The 19,664-nt window shown below is 34.7% G+C and carries 13 protein-coding genes and 6 pseudogenes; 10 read left to right on the top strand and 9 right to left on the bottom strand.

Features of this window, described 5'->3' with window-relative positions; translation table 11 throughout:
* Positions 1–81 precede the first annotated feature (81 nt).
* The 3 genes from NBW37_RS01895 to wmk all read right to left on the bottom strand — a co-directional run bounded on the left by NBW37_RS01895 (position 82) and on the right by wmk (position 2,828).
* On the bottom strand, positions 82–1,416 hold the full coding sequence (locus NBW37_RS01895; RefSeq protein ID WP_250296691.1) for an alanine/glycine:cation symporter family protein: 1,335 nt from the start codon (positions 1,414–1,416) through the stop codon (positions 82–84).
* Positions 1,417–1,608: 192 nt separating this feature from the next.
* Complete coding sequence (locus NBW37_RS07590) at positions 1,609–1,737, bottom strand: hypothetical protein (RefSeq protein WP_256466272.1); 129 nt, start codon at positions 1,735–1,737, stop codon at positions 1,609–1,611.
* A 164-nt stretch (positions 1,738–1,901) separates the two neighbouring features.
* Complete coding sequence (gene wmk, locus NBW37_RS01890) at positions 1,902–2,828, bottom strand: WO male-killing family protein Wmk (protein WP_250296690.1); 927 nt, start codon at positions 2,826–2,828, stop codon at positions 1,902–1,904.
* Positions 2,829–3,332: 504 nt separating this feature from the next.
* On the opposite strand from wmk, the gene NBW37_RS01885 reads away from it, so the two are divergent.
* Entirely contained in the window at positions 3,333–4,337 is a 1,005-nt protein-coding gene (locus NBW37_RS01885; protein ID WP_250296689.1) for an Rpn family recombination-promoting nuclease/putative transposase, read from the top strand.
* A pseudogene (locus NBW37_RS07715) lies at positions 4,338–4,767 on the top strand (pyrimidine dimer DNA glycosylase/endonuclease V); the annotation flags it as partial.
* Positions 4,768–4,784: 17 nt separating this feature from the next.
* Here the strand turns inward: NBW37_RS07715 and NBW37_RS01880 are convergent.
* Positions 4,785–5,611, bottom strand: a protein-coding gene (locus NBW37_RS01880) for an IS5 family transposase (protein ID WP_250295852.1) whose coding sequence is annotated in 2 segments (ribosomal slippage) — positions 4,785–5,224 and positions 5,224–5,611 — 828 coding nt in all. Because the reading frame shifts where the segments join, the coding sequence is not laid out codon by codon here.
* A 158-nt stretch (positions 5,612–5,769) separates the two neighbouring features.
* On the opposite strand from NBW37_RS01880, the pseudogene NBW37_RS07855 reads away from it, so the two are divergent.
* Positions 5,770–5,902, top strand: a pseudogene (locus NBW37_RS07855) (Rpn family recombination-promoting nuclease/putative transposase); the annotation flags it as partial.
* A gap of 5 nt (positions 5,903–5,907) precedes the next feature.
* On the opposite strand, the gene NBW37_RS01875 reads toward NBW37_RS07855, so the two are convergent.
* On the bottom strand, positions 5,908–10,002 hold the full coding sequence (locus tag NBW37_RS01875) for an ankyrin repeat domain-containing protein (protein ID WP_250296688.1): 4,095 nt from the start codon (positions 10,000–10,002) through the stop codon (positions 5,908–5,910).
* A gap of 245 nt (positions 10,003–10,247) precedes the next feature.
* Between NBW37_RS01875 and NBW37_RS01870 the strand changes: the two genes are divergently transcribed.
* The 5 genes and pseudogenes from NBW37_RS01870 to NBW37_RS01845 all read left to right on the top strand — a co-directional run bounded on the left by NBW37_RS01870 (position 10,248) and on the right by NBW37_RS01845 (position 14,282).
* Positions 10,248–10,385, top strand: a complete 138-nt coding sequence (locus tag NBW37_RS01870) for a hypothetical protein (RefSeq protein WP_250296687.1) — start codon at positions 10,248–10,250, stop codon at positions 10,383–10,385.
* A 549-nt stretch (positions 10,386–10,934) separates the two neighbouring features.
* Positions 10,935–11,990, top strand: coding sequence for a hypothetical protein (locus NBW37_RS01865; RefSeq protein WP_250296686.1), 1,056 nt, complete (start codon positions 10,935–10,937; stop codon positions 11,988–11,990).
* 271 nt (positions 11,991–12,261) lie between these two features.
* A pseudogene (locus tag NBW37_RS01860) lies at positions 12,262–12,889 on the top strand (transposase); the annotation flags it as partial.
* Positions 12,890–12,975: 86 nt separating this feature from the next.
* Positions 12,976–13,280, top strand: a pseudogene (gene tnpA / locus NBW37_RS07850) (IS200/IS605 family transposase); the annotation flags it as partial.
* Positions 13,281–13,409: 129 nt separating this feature from the next.
* Positions 13,410–14,282: an IS982 family transposase gene (locus tag NBW37_RS01845; RefSeq protein ID WP_250295817.1), complete on the top strand. Its 873-nt coding sequence runs from the start codon at positions 13,410–13,412 to the stop codon at positions 14,280–14,282.
* A 140-nt stretch (positions 14,283–14,422) separates the two neighbouring features.
* Here the strand turns inward: NBW37_RS01845 and NBW37_RS01840 are convergent.
* The 3 genes and pseudogenes from NBW37_RS01840 to NBW37_RS01830 all read right to left on the bottom strand — a co-directional run.
* A pseudogene (locus NBW37_RS01840) lies at positions 14,423–14,953 on the bottom strand (DUF6444 domain-containing protein); the annotation flags it as partial.
* 51 nt (positions 14,954–15,004) lie between these two features.
* Positions 15,005–15,163, bottom strand: a complete 159-nt coding sequence (locus NBW37_RS01835) for a transposase (RefSeq protein WP_250296683.1) — start codon at positions 15,161–15,163, stop codon at positions 15,005–15,007.
* A 52-nt stretch (positions 15,164–15,215) separates the two neighbouring features.
* Positions 15,216–16,200, bottom strand: a pseudogene (locus NBW37_RS01830) (IS481 family transposase).
* Between the two features lie 142 nt (positions 16,201–16,342).
* Between NBW37_RS01830 and NBW37_RS01825 the strand changes: the two are divergent.
* Positions 16,343–17,737: an ankyrin repeat domain-containing protein gene (locus NBW37_RS01825; protein WP_250296682.1), complete on the top strand. Its 1,395-nt coding sequence runs from the start codon at positions 16,343–16,345 to the stop codon at positions 17,735–17,737.
* A gap of 153 nt (positions 17,738–17,890) precedes the next feature.
* Here NBW37_RS01825 and NBW37_RS01820 read toward each other — a convergent pair whose 3' ends face one another.
* A complete protein-coding gene (locus NBW37_RS01820) occupies positions 17,891–18,463 on the bottom strand; it encodes a hypothetical protein (protein ID WP_250296681.1) in 573 nt (190 codons plus the stop codon).
* Between the two features lie 64 nt (positions 18,464–18,527).
* Here NBW37_RS01820 and NBW37_RS01815 point away from each other — a divergent pair.
* Positions 18,528–19,539, top strand: a protein-coding gene (locus tag NBW37_RS01815) for an IS630 family transposase (protein ID WP_250295836.1) whose coding sequence is annotated in 2 segments (ribosomal slippage) — positions 18,528–19,040 and positions 19,042–19,539 — 1,011 coding nt in all. Because the reading frame shifts where the segments join, the coding sequence is not laid out codon by codon here.
* Positions 19,540–19,664 lie beyond the last annotated feature (125 nt).

Below are 19,664 nucleotides of genomic sequence, written 5' to 3'. Positions count from 1 at the left end.
CTAATACTAGCTAATATAATTATCACGAACATTGGTTGAATTTTTATTAAGGAGGTTGTGTTGTTACTCAAATGGCAACTTTTAGTTGGCACCTAATTTCAAATATCTATCACTCATAGTAAACACTTCTGGATCTTGAGAAGTTAGTTTGAGTATGGCAAGTATGTTGATAAACAACAAAGCGGCGATCGAAATATCAGCAACATCCCATAGCAATTGAACTTTACCTATCGCACCAAGCGGAATAATCAAGGTAAAAATTACAATCCAGATTTTAGTGTATTTATTATCCATAGACACATAGCGTATTGTCTGTTTTGAGCAAAAAAACCAAGTAAAAATAGTAGTGAAAGCAAAACAAAACATTATGACCATAATTAAATAGTCAATATAAGGCCAATTCATTGCCTTTCTAAAAGCAAATATGCACATGTTAGTGCTCTCTAAATCAGTAATACAAGAATCTGTGACAAGCAGTACCATTGTTGTAATAAACACTATAAACGCAACTATAAAAGGCGATATTATCGTAATTAGACTCTGCTCAATAATAAATTTATTATTATTTTTCTTAGGAACAATTGAAGAATGTACGATTCCTTCAAGACCAAGCCCTATATCTGTTGCAAAAATACCTCGCAAAGTTCCGACTTGAATAATAGTCAACATTTCTAAAATCAAACCTAAAGATAAACCAGAGTTAAAGCTACTAGTTGTAAAAAAACTGCTTGTTATTAGTTTTAGAGAAGGAAGAATATTTTCACTAAATTTAAATAATATGATACCGCAAAGTGTGAGGTAACTTACCGTCATTATCGGTATCATAGCCGATATAAAAATTTTAATTTTTTTTAAGCTGAGAGCTGCAACAACAAAAAATATTATGGCCATTACAATGCCACCAACAACTACAGGTACATCTATCATATTAAGTGGTATTGATAGAGAATTTACCTGAACAAGGTTACCAACTGTTATTGAAACCATCATCATGATAACTAGAAAGACGATTGTGGCCTTCCTAGAGTTAAACGCATCAGTCATGTAGGCTACAGGGCCACCTATAAACCGTTCGTTCTTTTCCTTTCTGGTTTTTATACTTAGATAACAAGTGACATATTTTATCACAGAAGTGATAACAATAATTATTGCCATCCATAAAATAGAGCCCGGTCCCCCGGTTTTTAGAGCAACAGCAGTTCCTGAAATATTTCCTACTCCTAAATTTCCCCCTAAAATTGTAAACAGAGCGGCTATAGAAGAAAATTTATTTTCTCCTTTTTTAGCTCCAAGGAGTGAAAAGGCGTATGGTAATCTAAATATCTGTAGCCATTTTAGTTTAACCGATAGGTAAACACCAGCAACTAGCATGAGTAATATTGCTGGCCATAATAAGACAAACTTTACTGTATCCATCTGTAAAAGTGAGATTTTTATTTAAGTATACAACAAAAACTGAAAATACCTAACCTATTTTCTATATGACTTCGTTTCTGTCATCCTAGCACCTCTTTCTGTCATCCAAGCACTCCTTTCTGTCATCCCAGTGCGTGACACTGGGATCTAAATTTTTTATGCAAAACCATTATACTTGTAGGCCCAAGTTCCTCACATAGTGAACAAAAAAGTAAATGAGATTCCAGTGTCACGCACTGGAATGACTCCCCCGCTTTGTCGTATTCTCTCTATTTCTTCTCTAAATTCATTTTTATCTTTACTTTTATTATTATTATTCATAAGATATACCTCCTATTAGCTACTAATTTTTTTTAATTATTTACTACTGTTTTCTTGGTAGTATTGGCATAAAGCCATAGGTTCCGGGCGAAGTCAAATCAATTTTTCATTTTTTTTGTTTATTTTTTATGTAAAATGCAAAAGATATTTCTTAAGTTGTTTTTTTAAAAAAGTAGCTCAGTTGCCCCAGTTGTTCGTGAAACAATATCGATAGAAATTCCTAATCTACGTAGATTCTTTGCAATTTCGGCTTTTTCCGCTTTCTTGACCTTTCCTGCAATAATCTCCATACCTTCAGATAAAGATTTGATCAGTACATAAAATCCGTTGCGTAACTCTTGATCCTCAATTTCCCTGTATTTCTCTATTAAACCACTGCTTGCTTCACTATGTCGCCTTGTAAGTAGATCTTTAATGCTGACTGATAACGCCTTTGCTATTTCATATAACTTTTCAAGTGGAGCAGCAATATTTCCTTGTTCATAGTCGCTTATTTTTTGACGCGTTGTACTAATTTTTTTTGCCAAGTCTTCCTGAGTGTACTTTCGCGTTATCCTTAGCTTTTTTATCCTTTGTCCCATCCTGTAGTCTACAGAAGTAGTTTTTTCCTCTGCATTACTATATTCTTCAGTTGATAAGCCCGTTGCTTGGAAAATTGTATCAACAGAAACTCCTGCTTTAACTAGATTCTTTGCCACCTCTATTCTTGCCACTTTTCTACTATTTTCCTTGCTAGCCTGTGCAGATGTAATTAATGAATAAACTACATTACGTAATTCTTGATTCTCAATTTTCTCATACTTTTCTACTAGATCTAATCCCTCACTCTCGAGATAACTTTCTTCATTTGATATTGTGTGTTCAGGAATAAGATCTATAATGCTAACTGATAGTGCTTCTGCGATGCTATATAACTTTCTGATTGAAATTTTACGCTTTCCTTTTTCATACTGTAGTATGACCTGATATTTTGTACCGATTTTACTTGCTAAATCCTTTTGAGTATATCTCTTCGCTAGCCTACAACTTCTTACTTTCTGTCCTACTTTGCGGTCTAAAGAATCAGTATGGCTATCGTTGCTAGCGGTCATTCTTTTGCGTAACCTGCTATAAAATCTCCTTTAGCTGCTTGAGACAGAAATTTTGCTAGCATACCCAATAGAACTACCAAAAACTAAAATGCCCACGCTATTAAGTCATACAGAGCTTCTATGTATATTATAACTTAATATACATTTTACTATCAAAAATATTGATATTATTTTTCGAATATTTTATAATACGATAATCGTAATTGAGCGCTCGTACTTTTATGGAGATTAGCCTCTTGCACCAAAAAGCGTTAAAAAGGGTATCTTCTACAGCTCCAAATTCATGACATCCATCTCCTGGGCTTATAAGGCGCTTTACAGAAGAGGTTGTAAAAGATGTACAAATGGACGTCTAAAGCAGAAGATGCTATTCTTAGGCCATCTGTGACAGTCGTTTTTTCTCTAACATACCCAAAGTTTAAAAAAATAAGATTTAAACACAAAAGAGTTGAATATTTCTTCAGAATTGTGTATAATTATTAATGCTTTTTTGGTTAGTTCGTTATGGCTCTTTCTAAGTTTCTCGACCCCAAGAATGATGTCGCATTTCGGCGTATCTTTGGCACTGAGAAGAATAAAGATATCCTAATTCACTTCCTCAATGATATTCTGGGTTTTGCTGGCAAAAATGCAATACAGGATATAGAGTTTTTAAGTACTATTCAAGACCCTGATATTGCCTCTAAAAAGCAAAGTATTGTTGATGTCCTCTGTAGAGATTCTTCAGGTATTCAGTACGTTTGCGAGATGCAGGTCGCTAAAACCAAAGGCTTCGAAAAACGTGCCCAATACTATGCAGCTAAAGCTTACTCAAGACAAGCTGATAAAGGTGATCAATACCAAGACCTTAAGGAAATTATCTTTATTGCTATAGCAGATTGTGTTTTATTTCCTGATAAGTCTGAGTATAAATCAAAGCACACTATTCGAGATGAAGACACTAATGAGCACGATCTAAAAGATTTTTACTTCATATTTATTGAATTGCCAAAATTTCCAAAAACCAAAGAGGATCAGCTTTCAAGTATAGTCGAGAAATGGGTTTACTTCTTTAAATATGCAGATGAGACTAGCGAAGAAGAGCTGGAAAAAATAATAGGTAGTGATCTAATAATTAAAAAGGCCTATGAAGAGCTAAATAGATTTAACTGGTCAGAAAAAGAATTTATTGCTTATGAACAAGAAATAAAACGTATTCTTGATGAACAGGCTGTCCTCGCTCAAAAACTTGATGATGCTACTGAAAAAGGTAGAGAAGAAGGTAGACAAGAAGGTAGACAAGAAGGTAGACAAGAAGGTAGACAAGAAGGTAGACAAGAAGGCATCCTTATCGGACATGAAAAAGGCAGAGCTGAAGGTAGACAGGAAGGCAGAGAAGAGGGCGAAAAACAGGCTAAAATAGCAGTGGCAAAGAATCTACTTAAAGCAGGGGTTTCTACCGATATCGTAGTTCAAACTACTGGTCTTACGGCTAATGAAGTTAAAGGCCTACTATCTCTAGATGCTTAGGTGAATATCTTTATATTAGACGAAAATCCTATAACTGCGGCACAAATGTTATGCGATAAGCACATAGTGAAAATGCCATTAGAAACTGCTCAATTACTGAGTAATGTTTTTTCAATAGCATTAAAAGCGCCAAATCCTTTAGTCAGCATCACAGACCAGAATATAGAAGTTCCATATAAACTTACTCACAAAAACCACCCTTGTTCTCTATGGGCTAGACACTCAAAAGGAAACTTTAATTGGTTATAGAAAAGAATTGTGCATAGAGTATAGCTTGCGATACAAAAGAACGCATAAATCCGAAGAAGTTATAGGTTGGTGTGATAATAATAAGGATTTGCTAATTTTTCAATCAGCTGATATACAAATTTTTACACAAGCGTTACCTGATCGATATAAATGTAGTAATCCAATAGAAGCCTATAGAGAATAGACTTCTTTCAAAATTCATGTAGGGAGCTCAAAATTGTGAATTGCAGCAATCAAATTAAACCTTAAACCAAAACGTTTTCGTCGGTTTCTATACCTGTACGAGATGATTTTAAACCTTTTCAATAAGCCAATTACGTTTTCAACAATTGCCCTTTGGCTCATAAGTGCTCTGTTCTCTTTTTTTTGTTCTTTGCTTAACGGATTCTTTTTCGTTTTTCTGTGCGGTAATACAACATTTTTGTGTATCTTCTGCATTCCCCTGTAGCCGGCATCAGCTAAGATTTTAGTTTGCGGCAATACTGCTACCTTTGATTCTCTAAACATCCGAAAATCGTGTTTTCTACCATTCGAGAAAGACGTGCATATGACTTTTTTACTCTTCTTCTCTGTTACTATTTGTGTTTTTATAGTATGCCTTTTTTTCTTTCCAGAGTAAAAGCGTTTTTGTTTTTTTTTGGCCTCTCTACTGGCGTTTCAGTTCCATCTATTACTAAAACTTCATATTCTACATCACTCTTTAATAGCTCTTTTTTTCCTGGTAATGCAAAATCTGGATGTTTTATTAATGTGTCTTCTACCCATCTTATCACTTTAAAACTGTTACTTTCACTCATGCCATAGCTTTGCCCAATATGAAAATATGTACGATATTCTCTTATATATTCCAGTGCCATAAGTAGCCTGTCTTCTATGCAAAGTTTACTTTTTCTTCCACTTCTAGCTTTTTTTCTTTTATCCTCCACTTCTAGAATTTCTACCATTCGCTCAAATGTTGCTTTTTTTACCCCTGTTAAACGTCGAAACTTTTCTCCTTCTAACTTTTCTATTTCCTTATATTTCATTCTTTCAAATACTTCATCTTACACTCCCTCTAACAATTTTGAAAGAAGTCTAATATTACCTAAAAGAAAAGATGAGGTTTGCTAAGTGGGAAAAAGGTAGAGAAGCACCAGATTGGATAATCTGCTACACAACACCATAGCTAATACAGCTCATAAATAGAGAAGCCATCCAAATCGACGAAGAAAAAGGTGAAATGAAAGCTAAAATAGCAGTGGCTACTTAAGGCCGGTGTCTCTATCGATGTTATAGCTGAAATAACCGATTTTCCTGTGGATGAAATTCAAAAGTTAGGAAATTATGCCCCACCTAGTTTAAAGCCTTGGATCAAATGGCCAGAAACAGAAACATTGCTTTTAGGCTGAGTATTTTCATGTTCTTTAGCAATTTTAAGTTGTTTAAATATTTCAGTACCTTCCATATTCTCTTTAGCATAATCATATAAGAGCTGCAGTAGCTTTCCACCAGCTTTAATGGCAATTTTAATAGTCGTATTTTCATCATTACCGTCTGGAGAGTAATTCAAACTTGGCTTAAAACCTAACTGATTTTTTTTGTTAAGTAAATCTTCTATCTCTTTTAGTAATTTATCTTCATCTTTTCCGCCTTTCACTTCTTTTACCTTATTAAATAAAGCATTATCCTGCTGTAATTTGCTAAGAAATTTCAATTTACTTTCTCCGTCTGTAAAATCTGTAATTTTTACATGACCAACATTAATACTTGAGTCAGCAAGAAAAAGTTTAACTACATCCTTATGACCATTTTGTGCTGCAAAATGTAAAGTAGTAAAACCTTTCTTAATCTTAGAATTAACATTAGCTCCATTATTCAGAAGAAGTGCAACCACTTCATAGTGACCTTGTCCTCCTGCAAAATGTAAAGTAGTAAAACCTTCCTTAGTCTTAGCGTTAACATCAGCTCCATTATTCAGAAGAAGTGCAACCACTTCATAGTGACCTTGTCCTCCTGCAAAATGTAAAGTAGTAAAACCTTCCTTAGTCTTAGCGTTAACATCAGCTCCATTATTCAGAAGAAGTGCAACCACTTCATAGTGACCTTGTCCTCCTGCAAAATGTAAAGGAGCCCAATCTTCCTTAGTCTTAGCGTTAACATCAGCTCCATTATTCAGAAGAAGTGCAACCACTTCATAGTGACCTTGTCCTCCTGCAAAATGTAAAGGAGCCCAATCTTCCTTAGTCTTAGCGTTAACATCAGCTCCATGTTTCAGAAGAAGTTTAGCTACACTATCACAACCATATTCTGCTACCACATGTAAAGGAGTAGCACCTTTCTTACTCATAGCGTTAACATCAGCTCCATGTTTCAGAAGAAATTTAACTACACCATTGCGACCATTTTGTGCTGCTATATGTAAAGGAGTCAAACCTCCCTGAACCCCAGAATTAACATCAGCTCCACAACTCAGAAGAAGTTTAACTATACTATCACAACCATATTCTGCTACCACATGTAAAGGAGTAGCACCTTTCTTATTCTTAGCATCAACTTTAGCATCATGCTTCAGAAGTAATGTAGCTACACCATCGTGACCTTTTTGTGCTGCTATATGTAAGGGAGTAGTACCTTCCTTATCCTCAGCATCAACCTTAGCTCCATACCGCAGAAGAGGTTCAACTATATTTTCATAACCTTCTACTGCTGCTAAATACAAAGCAGTATGACCACCTTTACTAATAGAATCAACATGGGCACCACACTCCAGAAGAAGTTTAGCTACTTCCGTATGACCATTTATTGCTGCCATATGTAAGGGAGTAGCGCCGTTCTCACTCTGAACATTAACATCGATTTTTTCATGATTTAGAAAAAGTTTAACTATTTTCGTGTGACCTATTGCTGCTGCTGCATGTAAAGAAGTCTTACCGTTATTATTCATAGCATTAACATCGACTTTTTCATGATTTAGAAAAAGTTCAGCTATTTCCTCATGACCTTCTTGCACTGCTAAATGCAAAGGAGTAAAGCCTCCATGAATCTTAACATTGACATCAATTTTCTCATGCTTGAAAAGAAGTTCAGCTACATCCTTATAACCCCTTGCTGCTGCATAATGTAAAAGAGTAAGACCGTTCTTATCCTTGGCATTAATATCAACTCCTCGCTTAATTAATTTTTCAGCCAATTGCAAATTACCATTGTCCAAAGCTAAAAATAACCTATTTGTATTTTCTTCTAACTCTTCCTCTGTTATTTTCTTCTTACTTGGATTCTGCTCACGCTTTTCATTTGAAACCATAGTTGAGGACTTTTGAGGCTCTGTTTTCAACTCTGAAATTGCTTGCTCTGAATGATATCCTTGAGCTTTCAATGCATTCATGATCTCTTCAGCATATTTTTTTTCTCCTTTGTCTTGCAATTTTTTTTCTATACTTTCAGCTTGCTCTATGTTTCCTTTGTCTATTAACTCTAGCGCCTTATTCTTCCATTGTTCAGGGGTAGATTCTTCTTTCTTAATATCTACACTAACTATTTTCTCCGGTTTTATTACTTTCAATAAATGACACTTTTTTTCATTGTCCATAATATAGACACTATCAATAGCTCGACTAGCTCCAACGTACAGAGCATTCATATAAAATTTATATTCCTCAAAAGATTTATCTTCCTTATTCTTATTTCTTGAAGTGTTAACACTCACTTCTTCATATGAACCACGAACTTCACTAATAGCATTATCAATCTCACCCTTAGTTTTTTTTGGACATACTATATTCCATATTCCATTATAAGCCTTACAGGACATAAACTTATAAAGAATCACATTCTCAAACTCCAAGCCTTTAGCTTCATGTATATTAAACACAAGTGGAGTACTAAACAATTTACGAGCCTCTTCTTTTTTCTCATCATCCAGAACTAAAACTGCCCAATTTATGGACTGAGATACTTTTTTTGCTATTTCCTCTTTTTTATCATCAGCAATAAAACTTACATTACCTGTGTTTTCAGTATCACTCTTCATGAAAAAAGCTTCATCTGCTGTCATTTTATCTTCTGAAGCAAAACAATAATTCTTAAGATGTAGTATACGGTTGGCGAGCTCAATAACTTGCTCGCTATTACGATAGTTCTTCTCAAGAGTATAAAAAACCTCTGACCCTTGGTTCCTTACGTATTCATTTTGAGAGAGAAAAGACTTTAATTTAGATAGAGAGAAAAAACTAGGATGCACTACTTGATTAACATCACCACATAATAAAAAATTACCCTTACTTTCACTTTTTAAACTTCTCAATATTAAATTTAATGTACTACTAGTCAAATCCTGAACCTCATCTACGACAACTGCATCATAAACTTTCTGTACCTCTTTAATACACTCATAAGCAATGAGACTAGTATCATAATATTCTGAACTTCCCTCTATAAATTTCTTGTATTCTTCAAAAAAATCATAAATACTGCACCTTTCGTCCTTAGGAAATATAGATTGTCTATCTCCTAAATCAACATATTGAACTTTTCCTTCTTTTCCTAATAAGCCTCTTCCTCCTATCACAGCTATAAGTTCTTCGAATATTTTATCTCCGTCTTTTTTGTACTTCCTAAATTTACCTTCGTCACATTTTGTGTTGAACCATGAAAAAAATGCATTTCTATTGATCGGCTTCTTCCCCTCTACACTCTTTCTCATTTCTGCGCCTTCCTTTGTTACCTTTTCAATAAACTCATGAACTGACAAGAACTCAATTTCCTCTGGAACACGAGTCTCATATTTATTAGTAGTTTCATCATAGTATTCATATTCAAGTAACTTTTTTGATTCTTTTACAAGATTTTTGGATTTGGTAATATATAGAATTTTTCCTCCCTTGAATTTCTCTTGTATCTTTTTAAGGCTCTCCAAAGCTACTGATGTTTTACCGCTGCCAGCAGCTCCACTAATAATTAAAGGTAGTCTACACTCTTCAGCACGTTTAACTATATCTTCCTGTGTTGCACCAAAAGTAACAAGCTTACCAAGCCAATGAGCTCGCTCAAGATCTTTAATCTCAACATTATGTACATTATCAGAAGATTTTTCAATTATCCCTTCTTCTGTTTCTTTTATTTCTATGCTTTTTGTTTTGTCTGTACTTTTAAGAAAGCGTGAGTTCTCGTAATCGTGATTTGGTATTACCTCCAAAATAACAAAAACATCTTTGTTATTATGCTTTGTATTCGTAAATAATAATCTGCCCTCGTCACTCAATTTAGCCCGAAGATATTTAATACCTCCCTTACTAGATATGAGCTTTATATTTCCCTGATGTGTAAGTTTATTCTCTTTTAAGTCTTTAATTATCGTATTGAACTTTTTTCTTAAAGGACTTTCACCCTTACCTAAATCATGGCCATTAAACTCTTTGTAAAAAAATATAGCACTCATAACTTTTAGCCTCAAATTAATCTTAACAATCAGATTCAACTCTTAAAAATATCATGATATCCCTGATTTGTCAATCTAACTCTTTATATTCTTAAATCTCTCTTTAGAAGTCCTGACTAGCGTATAGACAACCTTCTTATTGGTATTTAATTTCTATTATTGCAGAATACCAAAAAATATTTTTGTGTAGAATTGAAAGTAATCATATGCACCAAATTAAGGAAAAGTAGCATGAGAAAAGAAGAGTGGTAGAAACTGATCTTAGCCAAAGAAGTGGTGAAAAAGTTAGGGATGTTTTTGCAAAAAAGACGATACCAATAAAAAGGAGTTTATTCTATTCAGAGTATAAAACTATCATAAATTTTCCTTTTATTCCTAAGTAAATTATTATTAATTCAATAAAATCTATTATTAATAATTTAAACAATACAACCATTTCCAGCACCCAAAATCAGCTAGCGTGAGAAGTGTTTTTCTTGGAATGGATTGGTTTACCGCTAGATCTGTGTGAACTTTTCTATATAATAATTTTACTATACCGTAAAACCCGCTATATTAGCCTACTTTTGCCATATTTAGATATGAACTAATTTGCTTGGCTTTGTTGCAACAATTTTACGCTTTCATTTTCACAATGCCGCTTTTGTTTAAATTGTTCTCACGAAGGTAGGTACTATTTTATGTTTTTAGAAAAAGTCAATAATTAAAATTTTTACCGCGCTAATTGATATGGCATTTTCGCTAAAATATTTTTTGAAAAAAGTGATTGAACTATGAATAAATTTATTCCTTATACTAACATCTATTGGGTAAGGTCAAGTAAATTATAACCGAAATTTTTCAATTTAACTATTGACTTTATAGGTTATATCAATATTCTCAAATCAAGATATTTTATCTTAATTTTATTATGTAAAATTTAGGAGGTGGTTATGCCAATATTAGAGCAGGTAGAGTGTGTAAGTAAAGAAAAGTTAGAACAGCTAGGATCTTCAGAAGAAACGGGGAAATTGCAATCGAGCACGTTAATAAAAGAATGTATTGATGATCATATGAGGCAAAACATCTCAGCCATATCGCATAAAATTTCTCAGGCTCATGGCTCATATAATGATGCAGAAGAGTTGCCTATAAGTGAAGCTGTGGCAAATGTAGCAAGTGAATGGCTAGAATCTATAAAGAATGCAAAAGAGAAAAAGGTCATACTTAGCGTACCACTTCATCCCGGAAGAGGGGCAGCAATAATGGATAGTTTGATATATAGAGTTAACCATCTCACACGCAACGATGATAACGTTAAGGGAGATGACAAACGCAAACTAGATCCTATTTGGTCAGAAATATATGATCTCATTTCAAAAGGTAATTATGTAAGCAAAGAAATGTTGAAATTATTGCCAGAAGATATAATCAAAAAACGTGAGGATTACTTATCAAACCTAAAGAAAATTGTAAGTGAAAGTGTTGATAATGGTGAAAAAGACAAAGTTATAGTAGAAAGAGATAATGCATTTTATTGCGTACAGTGCCCAGAGAAGAGTATTATCACCCCTGCAAAGTTTATGAATTCTCCGGAATTTAAGGACTTAGAATATGGTGCATTACGAATGGGAGAAGGAGATAATATAATTCGGTTACATAATGGACAGTATTGCGATATGAAAGGTAGGGTAAAAATGACTTTTAATGTAGATGGTGAAAAGCTTGAGATGACTTTATTCTCTGGAAAAGCTCATGAACCTGAAAGCAATGTATTACATTTTGGTACAATAATGGTACATATGGATGATAAAAATTGTGAAATCTTCTCAAAGTACCTTGAAGAGCTAGAAAAAGAACCTCGTGTAAGCAAGGTCGTCGAAGCTGCTAAAAGTTTTGTGCAAAGTAAAACTGTTTCACCTCCTCTTTCTTCTATGAGCGATACTAATACATCCAGTCATCTTGAAGACACTTGCAAGAGCGCTAAAAGATCAGTTAAGAAGTACTAGCTGTCCACACATACACTGTTGTATATAGCGATAGTGTATGTGTATAGTTAATAGGGTTTGTAAACTTAATAAAGTCTACAACTAATTTGAAAACTACTTTATTGTATGCAAGATTTTAAAATACTAGAGAACCTACAGAACAAAGTACTAGAAGCTGAAAAAGGAGGTGGTTCTGATAGGATCAACAAACAACATGAAAAGGGGGAATTATAGCCCTTCTCATAATAGTCCAGAAAGGGTAAGATATGGATTTATAGTAGTGGAGGTAAGCATGCCAGCAGCATATAGTTATGACTTAAGGAAAAAGGTAATGGAAGCGTTGGATGAAGGAGAGAGTGGAGAAAATGTTGCCAAGAGACTTAAGATTGGAAAAACAACTTTATATGAGTGGAAGAAAAGACGTGAAAAAACGGGAGATTTTCAGTCGAAAAAGCCTGGAAGCGTGGGCTATAACCATAAAATTACCGACTGGAATGCATTTACCGAATTTGCAAATGAGCAAGGTGGCAAAACTCAGTCAGAGATGGCTAAGCTTTGGGGCAATATTAGTAGACAGACGATTCATCGAGCACTTAAAATATAGGATTCACAAGAAAAAAAAGACCTACGGATATAAAGAAAGAAATGAGGGAAAGCGAGCTCAATTTGCAAGGGTTATAGCGACAAAACATCGTGATAATCTTGTATATATTGATGAATCTGGGATAGACAATACAGAAGACTACCCATACGGATATTGCAGAAAAGGAGAGATGTTTCATTCACTAAAATCAGGTAAAAAAACTCAGCGCGTCAGTATGATTGCAGCTCTAAATAAAAAGAAAATCATTGCTCCATTGACCTTTGAGGGATACTGCAACAAGGATGTTTTTGAGGCTTGGTTTGAGCAGTTTTTGACTTTCCGTAAGATGGTACAAGCCTCCACCTTCTAGGTGGAGAAACTTTAGTTTGTCAATGTCATAACTGTACTTTATAAAGTATAGTTATGACTGGGTACGACAAAGGAAAACACACTGTATTTTATCATAGGTACCATATAGTCTGGATCACAAAGTATCGGTACAGAGTGTTAACGAGGTCTATGAAAGAGAGAATACATAGCAGAAGTATCTGAAGAAATGGGGATTAAGATAGAAAATGGAATCAGATCATTTACATTTATTCGTAGTAATACCTCCTCACATAGCTGTGAGTGATTTTGTCCAAAGAGCCAAAGGCAGGTCTTCACGCAAAGTTCAACAAGAATTTCCAGAGCTAAAGAAAATATACTGGGGAAAGCGTTTTTGGGGAATTAGTACTACCAGCGACAGACAATGAGTACATTAATAAAACCCCAGTTGCGGATTAGAAGTCAGTGAAAAAGATAGGGAAATAGGGTAAACTCCGGAAACATATTATCAAAAAGTAGAGAGGTTACCCATGAATAAAAATGTAACAGAATTATTTTGCTTTGTAGACGATTTTTGCAAGGCTATAAACAAAAATTTCGCAGAAAAACTCCTGCCAAACAGTAAAAAACCTACCAGAACGCCAGAGATTACGCATTCTGAAATTCTTACTATAATTTTACTTTATCAACAATCTAGATGTGAGGACTTTAAATCTTTCTATACATATTATTTGAAAGCACTATATGGATCTGAGTTTCAAAATTTGCCAACATATAGTAGATTTATTAGGCTAAAACCGAGGGTTTTATGGTATTTAGCATTACTTTTGCAATGGCTATGTGAGCAGTCGAAAATGACAGGGATTTCGTACATAGATGCAACATCTATCGCTGTTTGCCATCCAAAAAGAATCTCAAGAAACAAAGTTTTCAAAGGATTGGCAAAGCTTGGAAAGACTACATATGGCTGGTTTTTTGGTTTTAAATTGCATATGGTAATTAATGAAAAAGGTGAAATTCAAGGAGTTACACTTACTAAAGGTAACGTTGACGACAGAAAACCAGTACCAAAATTAACTGAAAAACTGACTGGTCTTTTGTTTGGTGATAAGGGCTATATAAAGAAAGAGCTCTTTGCAAAACTCTTCGATAGAGGACTAAAACTCGTTACCAAAGTAAAAAAAGGTATGAAAAACACATTAATGCTACTTGAAGAAAAGATTTTTTTAAGAAAAAGGTCGATTATTGAAACAGTTTTTGGCTACCTAAAAGACAGACTTGAGCTTGAGCATTCAAGGCACAGGTCTCCAATAAATTTCTTGGTGCACGTCTTTTCCACATTAGTTTCATATTCCATGAAGCCTAAAAAGCCCTGTATTTCTAGATTTTACTATATTGATTAATCCGCAACTGGGGTTAATAAACATACAGATGCACATCAGCCTCATTCTATATCTAGTATAAGATTGGAGTAGCTTTACCGCGCTTCCAGCGCAATATCCAACCTTTCGGCTCTCAGCCGATAGTGGTTGAGTATTTCTCACTTCGAGTTCTTGTAAAAACCACCTAGTGCTGCAATTATGGATTTAATTCTTGGACCGAAAGTATCAGATGCTACTCCTTCAGGTAGCTTGCTAGTTTTTCTCTTTCCACACTTACGACAACGGCCATTCTCCAATTGGTATTCCACTACGTAAGGCTTAGTTTCTGGAAGATCAACCTTTTGATGGATATATGGTTTGTTGTGTATTGCTATTTCTCCACCGCATTCACAAGTATCTTGTAATTTCACTCTGATTACCTCATCTGCTTCCATTTTAGCACGATAATTTCCTTTATGCCCCACTTGACCACCTATCTTCTTGCCTTCCTTTGGTTCATCCTTCAGCTTATCTTTCATTATTTTGTATAGTTCTTTGGAGCTTGGTATAGATGAGTTTTTTGAGTTTAAGCCAAGCCTTTCTTTCAGCTCAGCAATTTCTATTTTTAAGGTCTTATTTTCCTCCTCAAGGAAGCCTACCTTCTGCCCTAAATTTTTACATAGCTCTATCAGATTAATAAGCAATTGAAACATTTATCACTATATTGTTACTTCTTTTTTGTGTTATTACTTCTTTTTAATATATTATGTCAATTGTTTTTTACCTTTTCCACTCCCCTGAACGGATACTACTCTTTTTCTTTTAAATCCTGGTTTATCAGCAAATAACCTTTTGCCTTTTAGAGACCACCCATATGCATAAAATTCGTTATCTTCTATGCCTGACTCATCTATAAATACCAAACTTTCCTCATTTATTTCTGCTACTTTTTTTATGAATTCTCCTCTTTTTTCTTCATCCCTTTCCTGATAGAGAAAAGTTTTTTTTATATGTATAATTTATGTATGGTCCCAGAGTGTGATGGTGTGGATTTAGTATAAATAATTCTGGAGCACTGATAACATATAAATTCATAAGGAGTAAGACCCTTAAGAGTTTTGAGTCTCTTTGCATAATTATAAGCCATAACAAAGTTATAAAGGTGTTCTTTAAGTTGCTGGTGCGATTGATAGTAATACTTCTTAACTGTAGCATCCTTTAAAGTTTTATTCATACGCTCAACTTGCCCATTTGTCCAAGGATGGCTAACTTTTGTCAAACGATGTTCAATAACATTCTCTTCGCAAACTCTATCAAATATGTGTTGGAAAGCATACTTATGACGCTTCTGGTTTGTAAATTGTATACCGTTATCTGTCAAAATAGTATGGATTTTATACGGTAAAATTCTAATCAAATTACGTAAGAACTCAGCAGCTATGGGTTTTGTAGCACTGTTACGCAACTCAACATAGGTAAATTTGGATGTCCTATCAATAGCAACAAACAAATGTAATTTGCCCTCCTCAGTTCTAACTTCAGCAATATCAATATGAAAGTAACCGATAGGATATTGTTTGAATTTCTTTTTTAACTTAACTTCTCCATCAACAGTTGGTAATCTGCTAATGTTGTGTCTTTGTAAACAACGATGCAAGCTAGAGCGAGTCAAATGCGGAATTGTAGACTGCAGAGCGTAAAGGCAATCATCTAGTGGCAGTAGTGTATACTTGCGAAATGTAACTATTATAGCTTCCTCTTCTAGCGTTAAAACAGTCGATCTTGGATGCTTTGGACCCATATCAGCATCTTTCGTAAATGAACGTTTTCTCCACTTAATAATAGTTTTTGGATTAAGGTCATAATGCTTGGAGAGTTTTGCTATGCTCTCTTTTCTATTTTGTATTGCTCTACGAATCGTCTGTGTTGTTTTGGCGCACCCATGTAATATTTGTCCCATAACTCCTCCTTTGATGGTATTTTTTTCTCATATTTTATCATACCATCACACTCTGGGACTGTACATCTAAGGAAATATATTAGTCTTGATTTTCTCATAAATTTGCTATAATCAAGATTTGTTAATTAGGCTAGGAGAGGTTGTGAAAATTGATGATTGGGGAAGTATATTTAATGCAGTAGAAAATGAGTTGATAATTCAATCAGCGAAGAGCAGGTTGTTACATGCGATGGAAATCGACGACAATCCAGCCGGTAGCTGTATACCTGAATTAATAGACGAAATTGGTGATTGGAAGAGTATATTTGATGCAGGAGAAGATCAGTTCCTAATTGAATCAGTGAGGAGCAGGTTATTACATGCTATGAAAATCAACAACAGTCCAACTGGTAGAGACATACTTGAAATAATGAAGGAAAAATTAAAAGAAAAAGATGAAAGTACATATAAGGAGTGGAAAGTTAAAGAATTTGATATAGATTATACGTTCCACCTAGGTGATTGTGCAAAGCAGAGAGATAGCAGGGATTATTATAAGAGTTTTGGCTTTACACTGTTACATTTCGGTGCTTATTATCGATGTGAAGCTGTGGTAGGACTCTTATTAAGCAAAAATGCTAATATTGAGGGACTAGATGAAGCAGGACGTCGTAATGAGGATATTCGAAGGGAAAATATGAGAATATCTGGAGGAAGGTTGCTTATTCCCGATCCTCCTATACATTATCCTGTACGTTTAGAGGATATTCGAATGGAAGATATGAGAATACCTGAAGGAAGGTTGCTTATTCCCACTCCTCGTACACATTCTCCTTTACATTTAGCTGCTAGAGGTGGCAATCTAGGTGTGGTAAATACCCTGATAGAAAACGGTGCAAACGTTAATGCGTTAGATCGAGATTCAGCAACCCCCTTATATTTGGCTGCTCAGTGTGGCCATGCACGTGTGGTATATGCCTTAATAAAAAAAGGTGCAGACGTTGAGGCGTTAGATCGAGATTCAAGGCACCCTTCAGATAATCGCTTTAGTTATGCACGTGAAGTACATGAGTCAAGAAAAAACGGTGTAGAAGTTAATACGTTACATCAAGGTTCAGCCACTCACTCATGTTATCTTTATGAAGGGAGATTCTTCAAAATACTCCAATGTCTAGAAAAAGCAGAAATATCTATCAGTAACTCTATAAAGGAAACTCCACCCCCATTACCTCCTCGATCTGAGAATTCAAGAAGGAGATTCTCCAAAATACCCGAATGTCTACAAAAACCAGAAAGATCTATAAGTACCTCTATAAGGGAAACTCCACCCCCATTACCTCCTCGATCTGAGAATTCAAGAGAGTTAAGCAATACTGGTAGTTGTGTAGATATCAACGGCAAAAATAATGAAGATATAAAAAACTTGAGAAAAGCAGCAATCCAAAATATTGGTGAAGGTGGTTGTAAATCTCGAGAGTCTAGTAGAGAAGTACCTGGATCTTTCAAAACCAGTGTAGATATAGAGTGTGCAGCAAAAAAAAACAATAGACGCGCATAGGTCTCGTTAGTTAAGAAATAGTGGAATGAACTCAAGTAGCAGGTTCAAAAGTATGTGCTATAAGCCATAAGCTCAAGTTAATAGGGAATAGCAGAAGTGTAGAGAAAATTAATGGTTTAAGATCTTTTTTAAGTAAATTAGCTTGTTTGACGCTTATGGATTTTTGAGTATACTCTTGGATTCAAGGGGAGCTATAGGTTGCTCTACGTATCCTATTCCCTCAAGTTGTGTGCCAGGCTTTAGAGCATTATACAACGCAAAACACATACAAACCAACCCAACAATCCCTCCAATTACCGCTATAACGTGTACTTTTGAAGATTCAATCAGCAGATAAGATGCAACACAACTTACCAATAACGCCGCACCAACAACACCAGCTACAATTGGTTGAATTGCCTTTTTTGATGATTTTTCGTCTGCGGAGTTTTCTTTATTATCAAAATATAGTTCAGCGGAAGATGGTCTGTCAGCTCTATCAACGGAAGTTGGCTCTACGGTAGTTTCTATTTGTGCTTCTTCGTTGCTTTCACATATAGGTTGAAGGTCTTCACTTTCACATAATTTGGTATCAGTTCCTGTAGCTTTGTCAATTGCATGAGTAGTATCTTTATTTGTTACACTATATTTACATACTTCCTTACTATTTTCATCTTTAGCTGTAGTAGTTTCGGCTGTTACAACAGTGGGCTGCTGGGTTGCTCTCCTATTAATACCAATCTCCACTAATAGATAGACAAATAGTAAAAACTACAAATAATTGAGGCTAGAAAGAATAAATATGTAGTTTATGGCAGGAAAAAGTAAAGCAATAGGAGAAGAACTATATAATCAATGCAAGTTAGAATTAAAAAAATATGGAATAAGAGGAGAGATAGGAAGAAGGTTACAAGCAATAATATCAGCAAAGGAGTATGGTATCTCAAAAGTTGCTAAAATATATAGAATTACGAGAACGACATTAATGAAATGGATTGCAAGATTTAAAGAAAAAGGTGTTATTGGGTTTGCAATACAGCCAGGGCGAGGACCTAAACCAAAACTGAACGAGGAGAAGAAGGAAAAAATAAGAGAGGTAATAGAAGAAGATGGGGCAAATCTGACTGCTAAAAAATTGCAAGGTATAGTTGAAGGAATGTTAGCTATCAAAGTAAGTGAGTCAACGGCGAGAAGGCTTATGAAGAAGCTAGGATTTACATATATCACACCTCGTCCAGCACATTATAAACAAGACAAAAACAAACAAGAGGAGTTCAAAAAAAATCTCAATGAAATTGTGGAAAAGAACCGGAAAAAGGAGGTTTTTTTTCGATGAATCGAGATTTGGAACGCACTCAAAAGTTGGACATGGATGGTTTAAAAAGGGCTCAAGAACACAAGTTAAAGTAAAAATCGGAAGAGAAAACTTCTATCTTTACAGCGCTGTAAATCCCAGGAATGGAGAGGATATTAGCCTACTTGCTCCACATGTAAACACAGATTGCATGAACATATTTTTGGAGCAGATGTCGAAAGATTTGGGGACTAGAGAAGCTTTTCTTATCATGGATTGCGCAAGTTGGCATAGGTCTAAAGGTTTAAAAACTCCTGAAAATATCACCATAATTTATTTGCCGCCGTACTCGCCTGAGCTCAATCCTGTGGAAAGATTTTGGCAACATTTAAAGGAAAATATAATAAAGAACAAGATGTATGACTCTATTAAATTACTTGAAAATGCTGTATCTGAATTTATTCGAGATATTACGGAAAGTTCGATCAAAACCATTTGCTCTGTGAATTATTTGTCTAGTTATTTATGAGGGTTGGTATAAGATAAAATTATATCCAGAAAACTACTTAAATCCGACTTTACGTAAAGTTATAACTCCAGAGTACAAAAAGCTACAGAATACTTTAATGCAAGGAAACATCACCGATGAAGGAG

The organism is Wolbachia endosymbiont of Oedothorax gibbosus (genome assembly GCF_936270145.1).
Lineage (GTDB): Bacteria > Pseudomonadota > Alphaproteobacteria > Rickettsiales > Anaplasmataceae > Wolbachia.
Note: the sequence above shows the minus strand (reverse complement) of the source record. Positions and strands in the feature narration are given on the sequence as shown.

Bases quoted from the DNA above. Each gene is read 5' to 3' on its own strand.
- wmk (WP_250296690.1), bottom strand. From the start codon at position 2,828: ATGACCGCTAGCAACGATAGCCATACTGATTCTTTAGACCGCAAAGTA.
- NBW37_RS01845 (WP_250295817.1), top strand. From the start codon at position 13,410: ATGAATAAAAATGTAACAGAATTATTTTGCTTTGTAGACGATTTTTGC.
- NBW37_RS07590 (WP_256466272.1), bottom strand. From the start codon at position 1,737: ATGAATAATAATAATAAAAGTAAAGATAAAAATGAATTTAGAGAAGAA.
- NBW37_RS01865 (WP_250296686.1), top strand. From the start codon at position 10,935: ATGCCAATATTAGAGCAGGTAGAGTGTGTAAGTAAAGAAAAGTTAGAA.
- NBW37_RS01885 (WP_250296689.1), top strand. From the start codon at position 3,333: ATGGCTCTTTCTAAGTTTCTCGACCCCAAGAATGATGTCGCATTTCGG.
- NBW37_RS01895 (WP_250296691.1), bottom strand. From the start codon at position 1,416: ATGGATACAGTAAAGTTTGTCTTATTATGGCCAGCAATATTACTCATG.
- NBW37_RS01875 (WP_250296688.1), bottom strand. From the start codon at position 10,002: ATGAGTGCTATATTTTTTTACAAAGAGTTTAATGGCCATGATTTAGGT.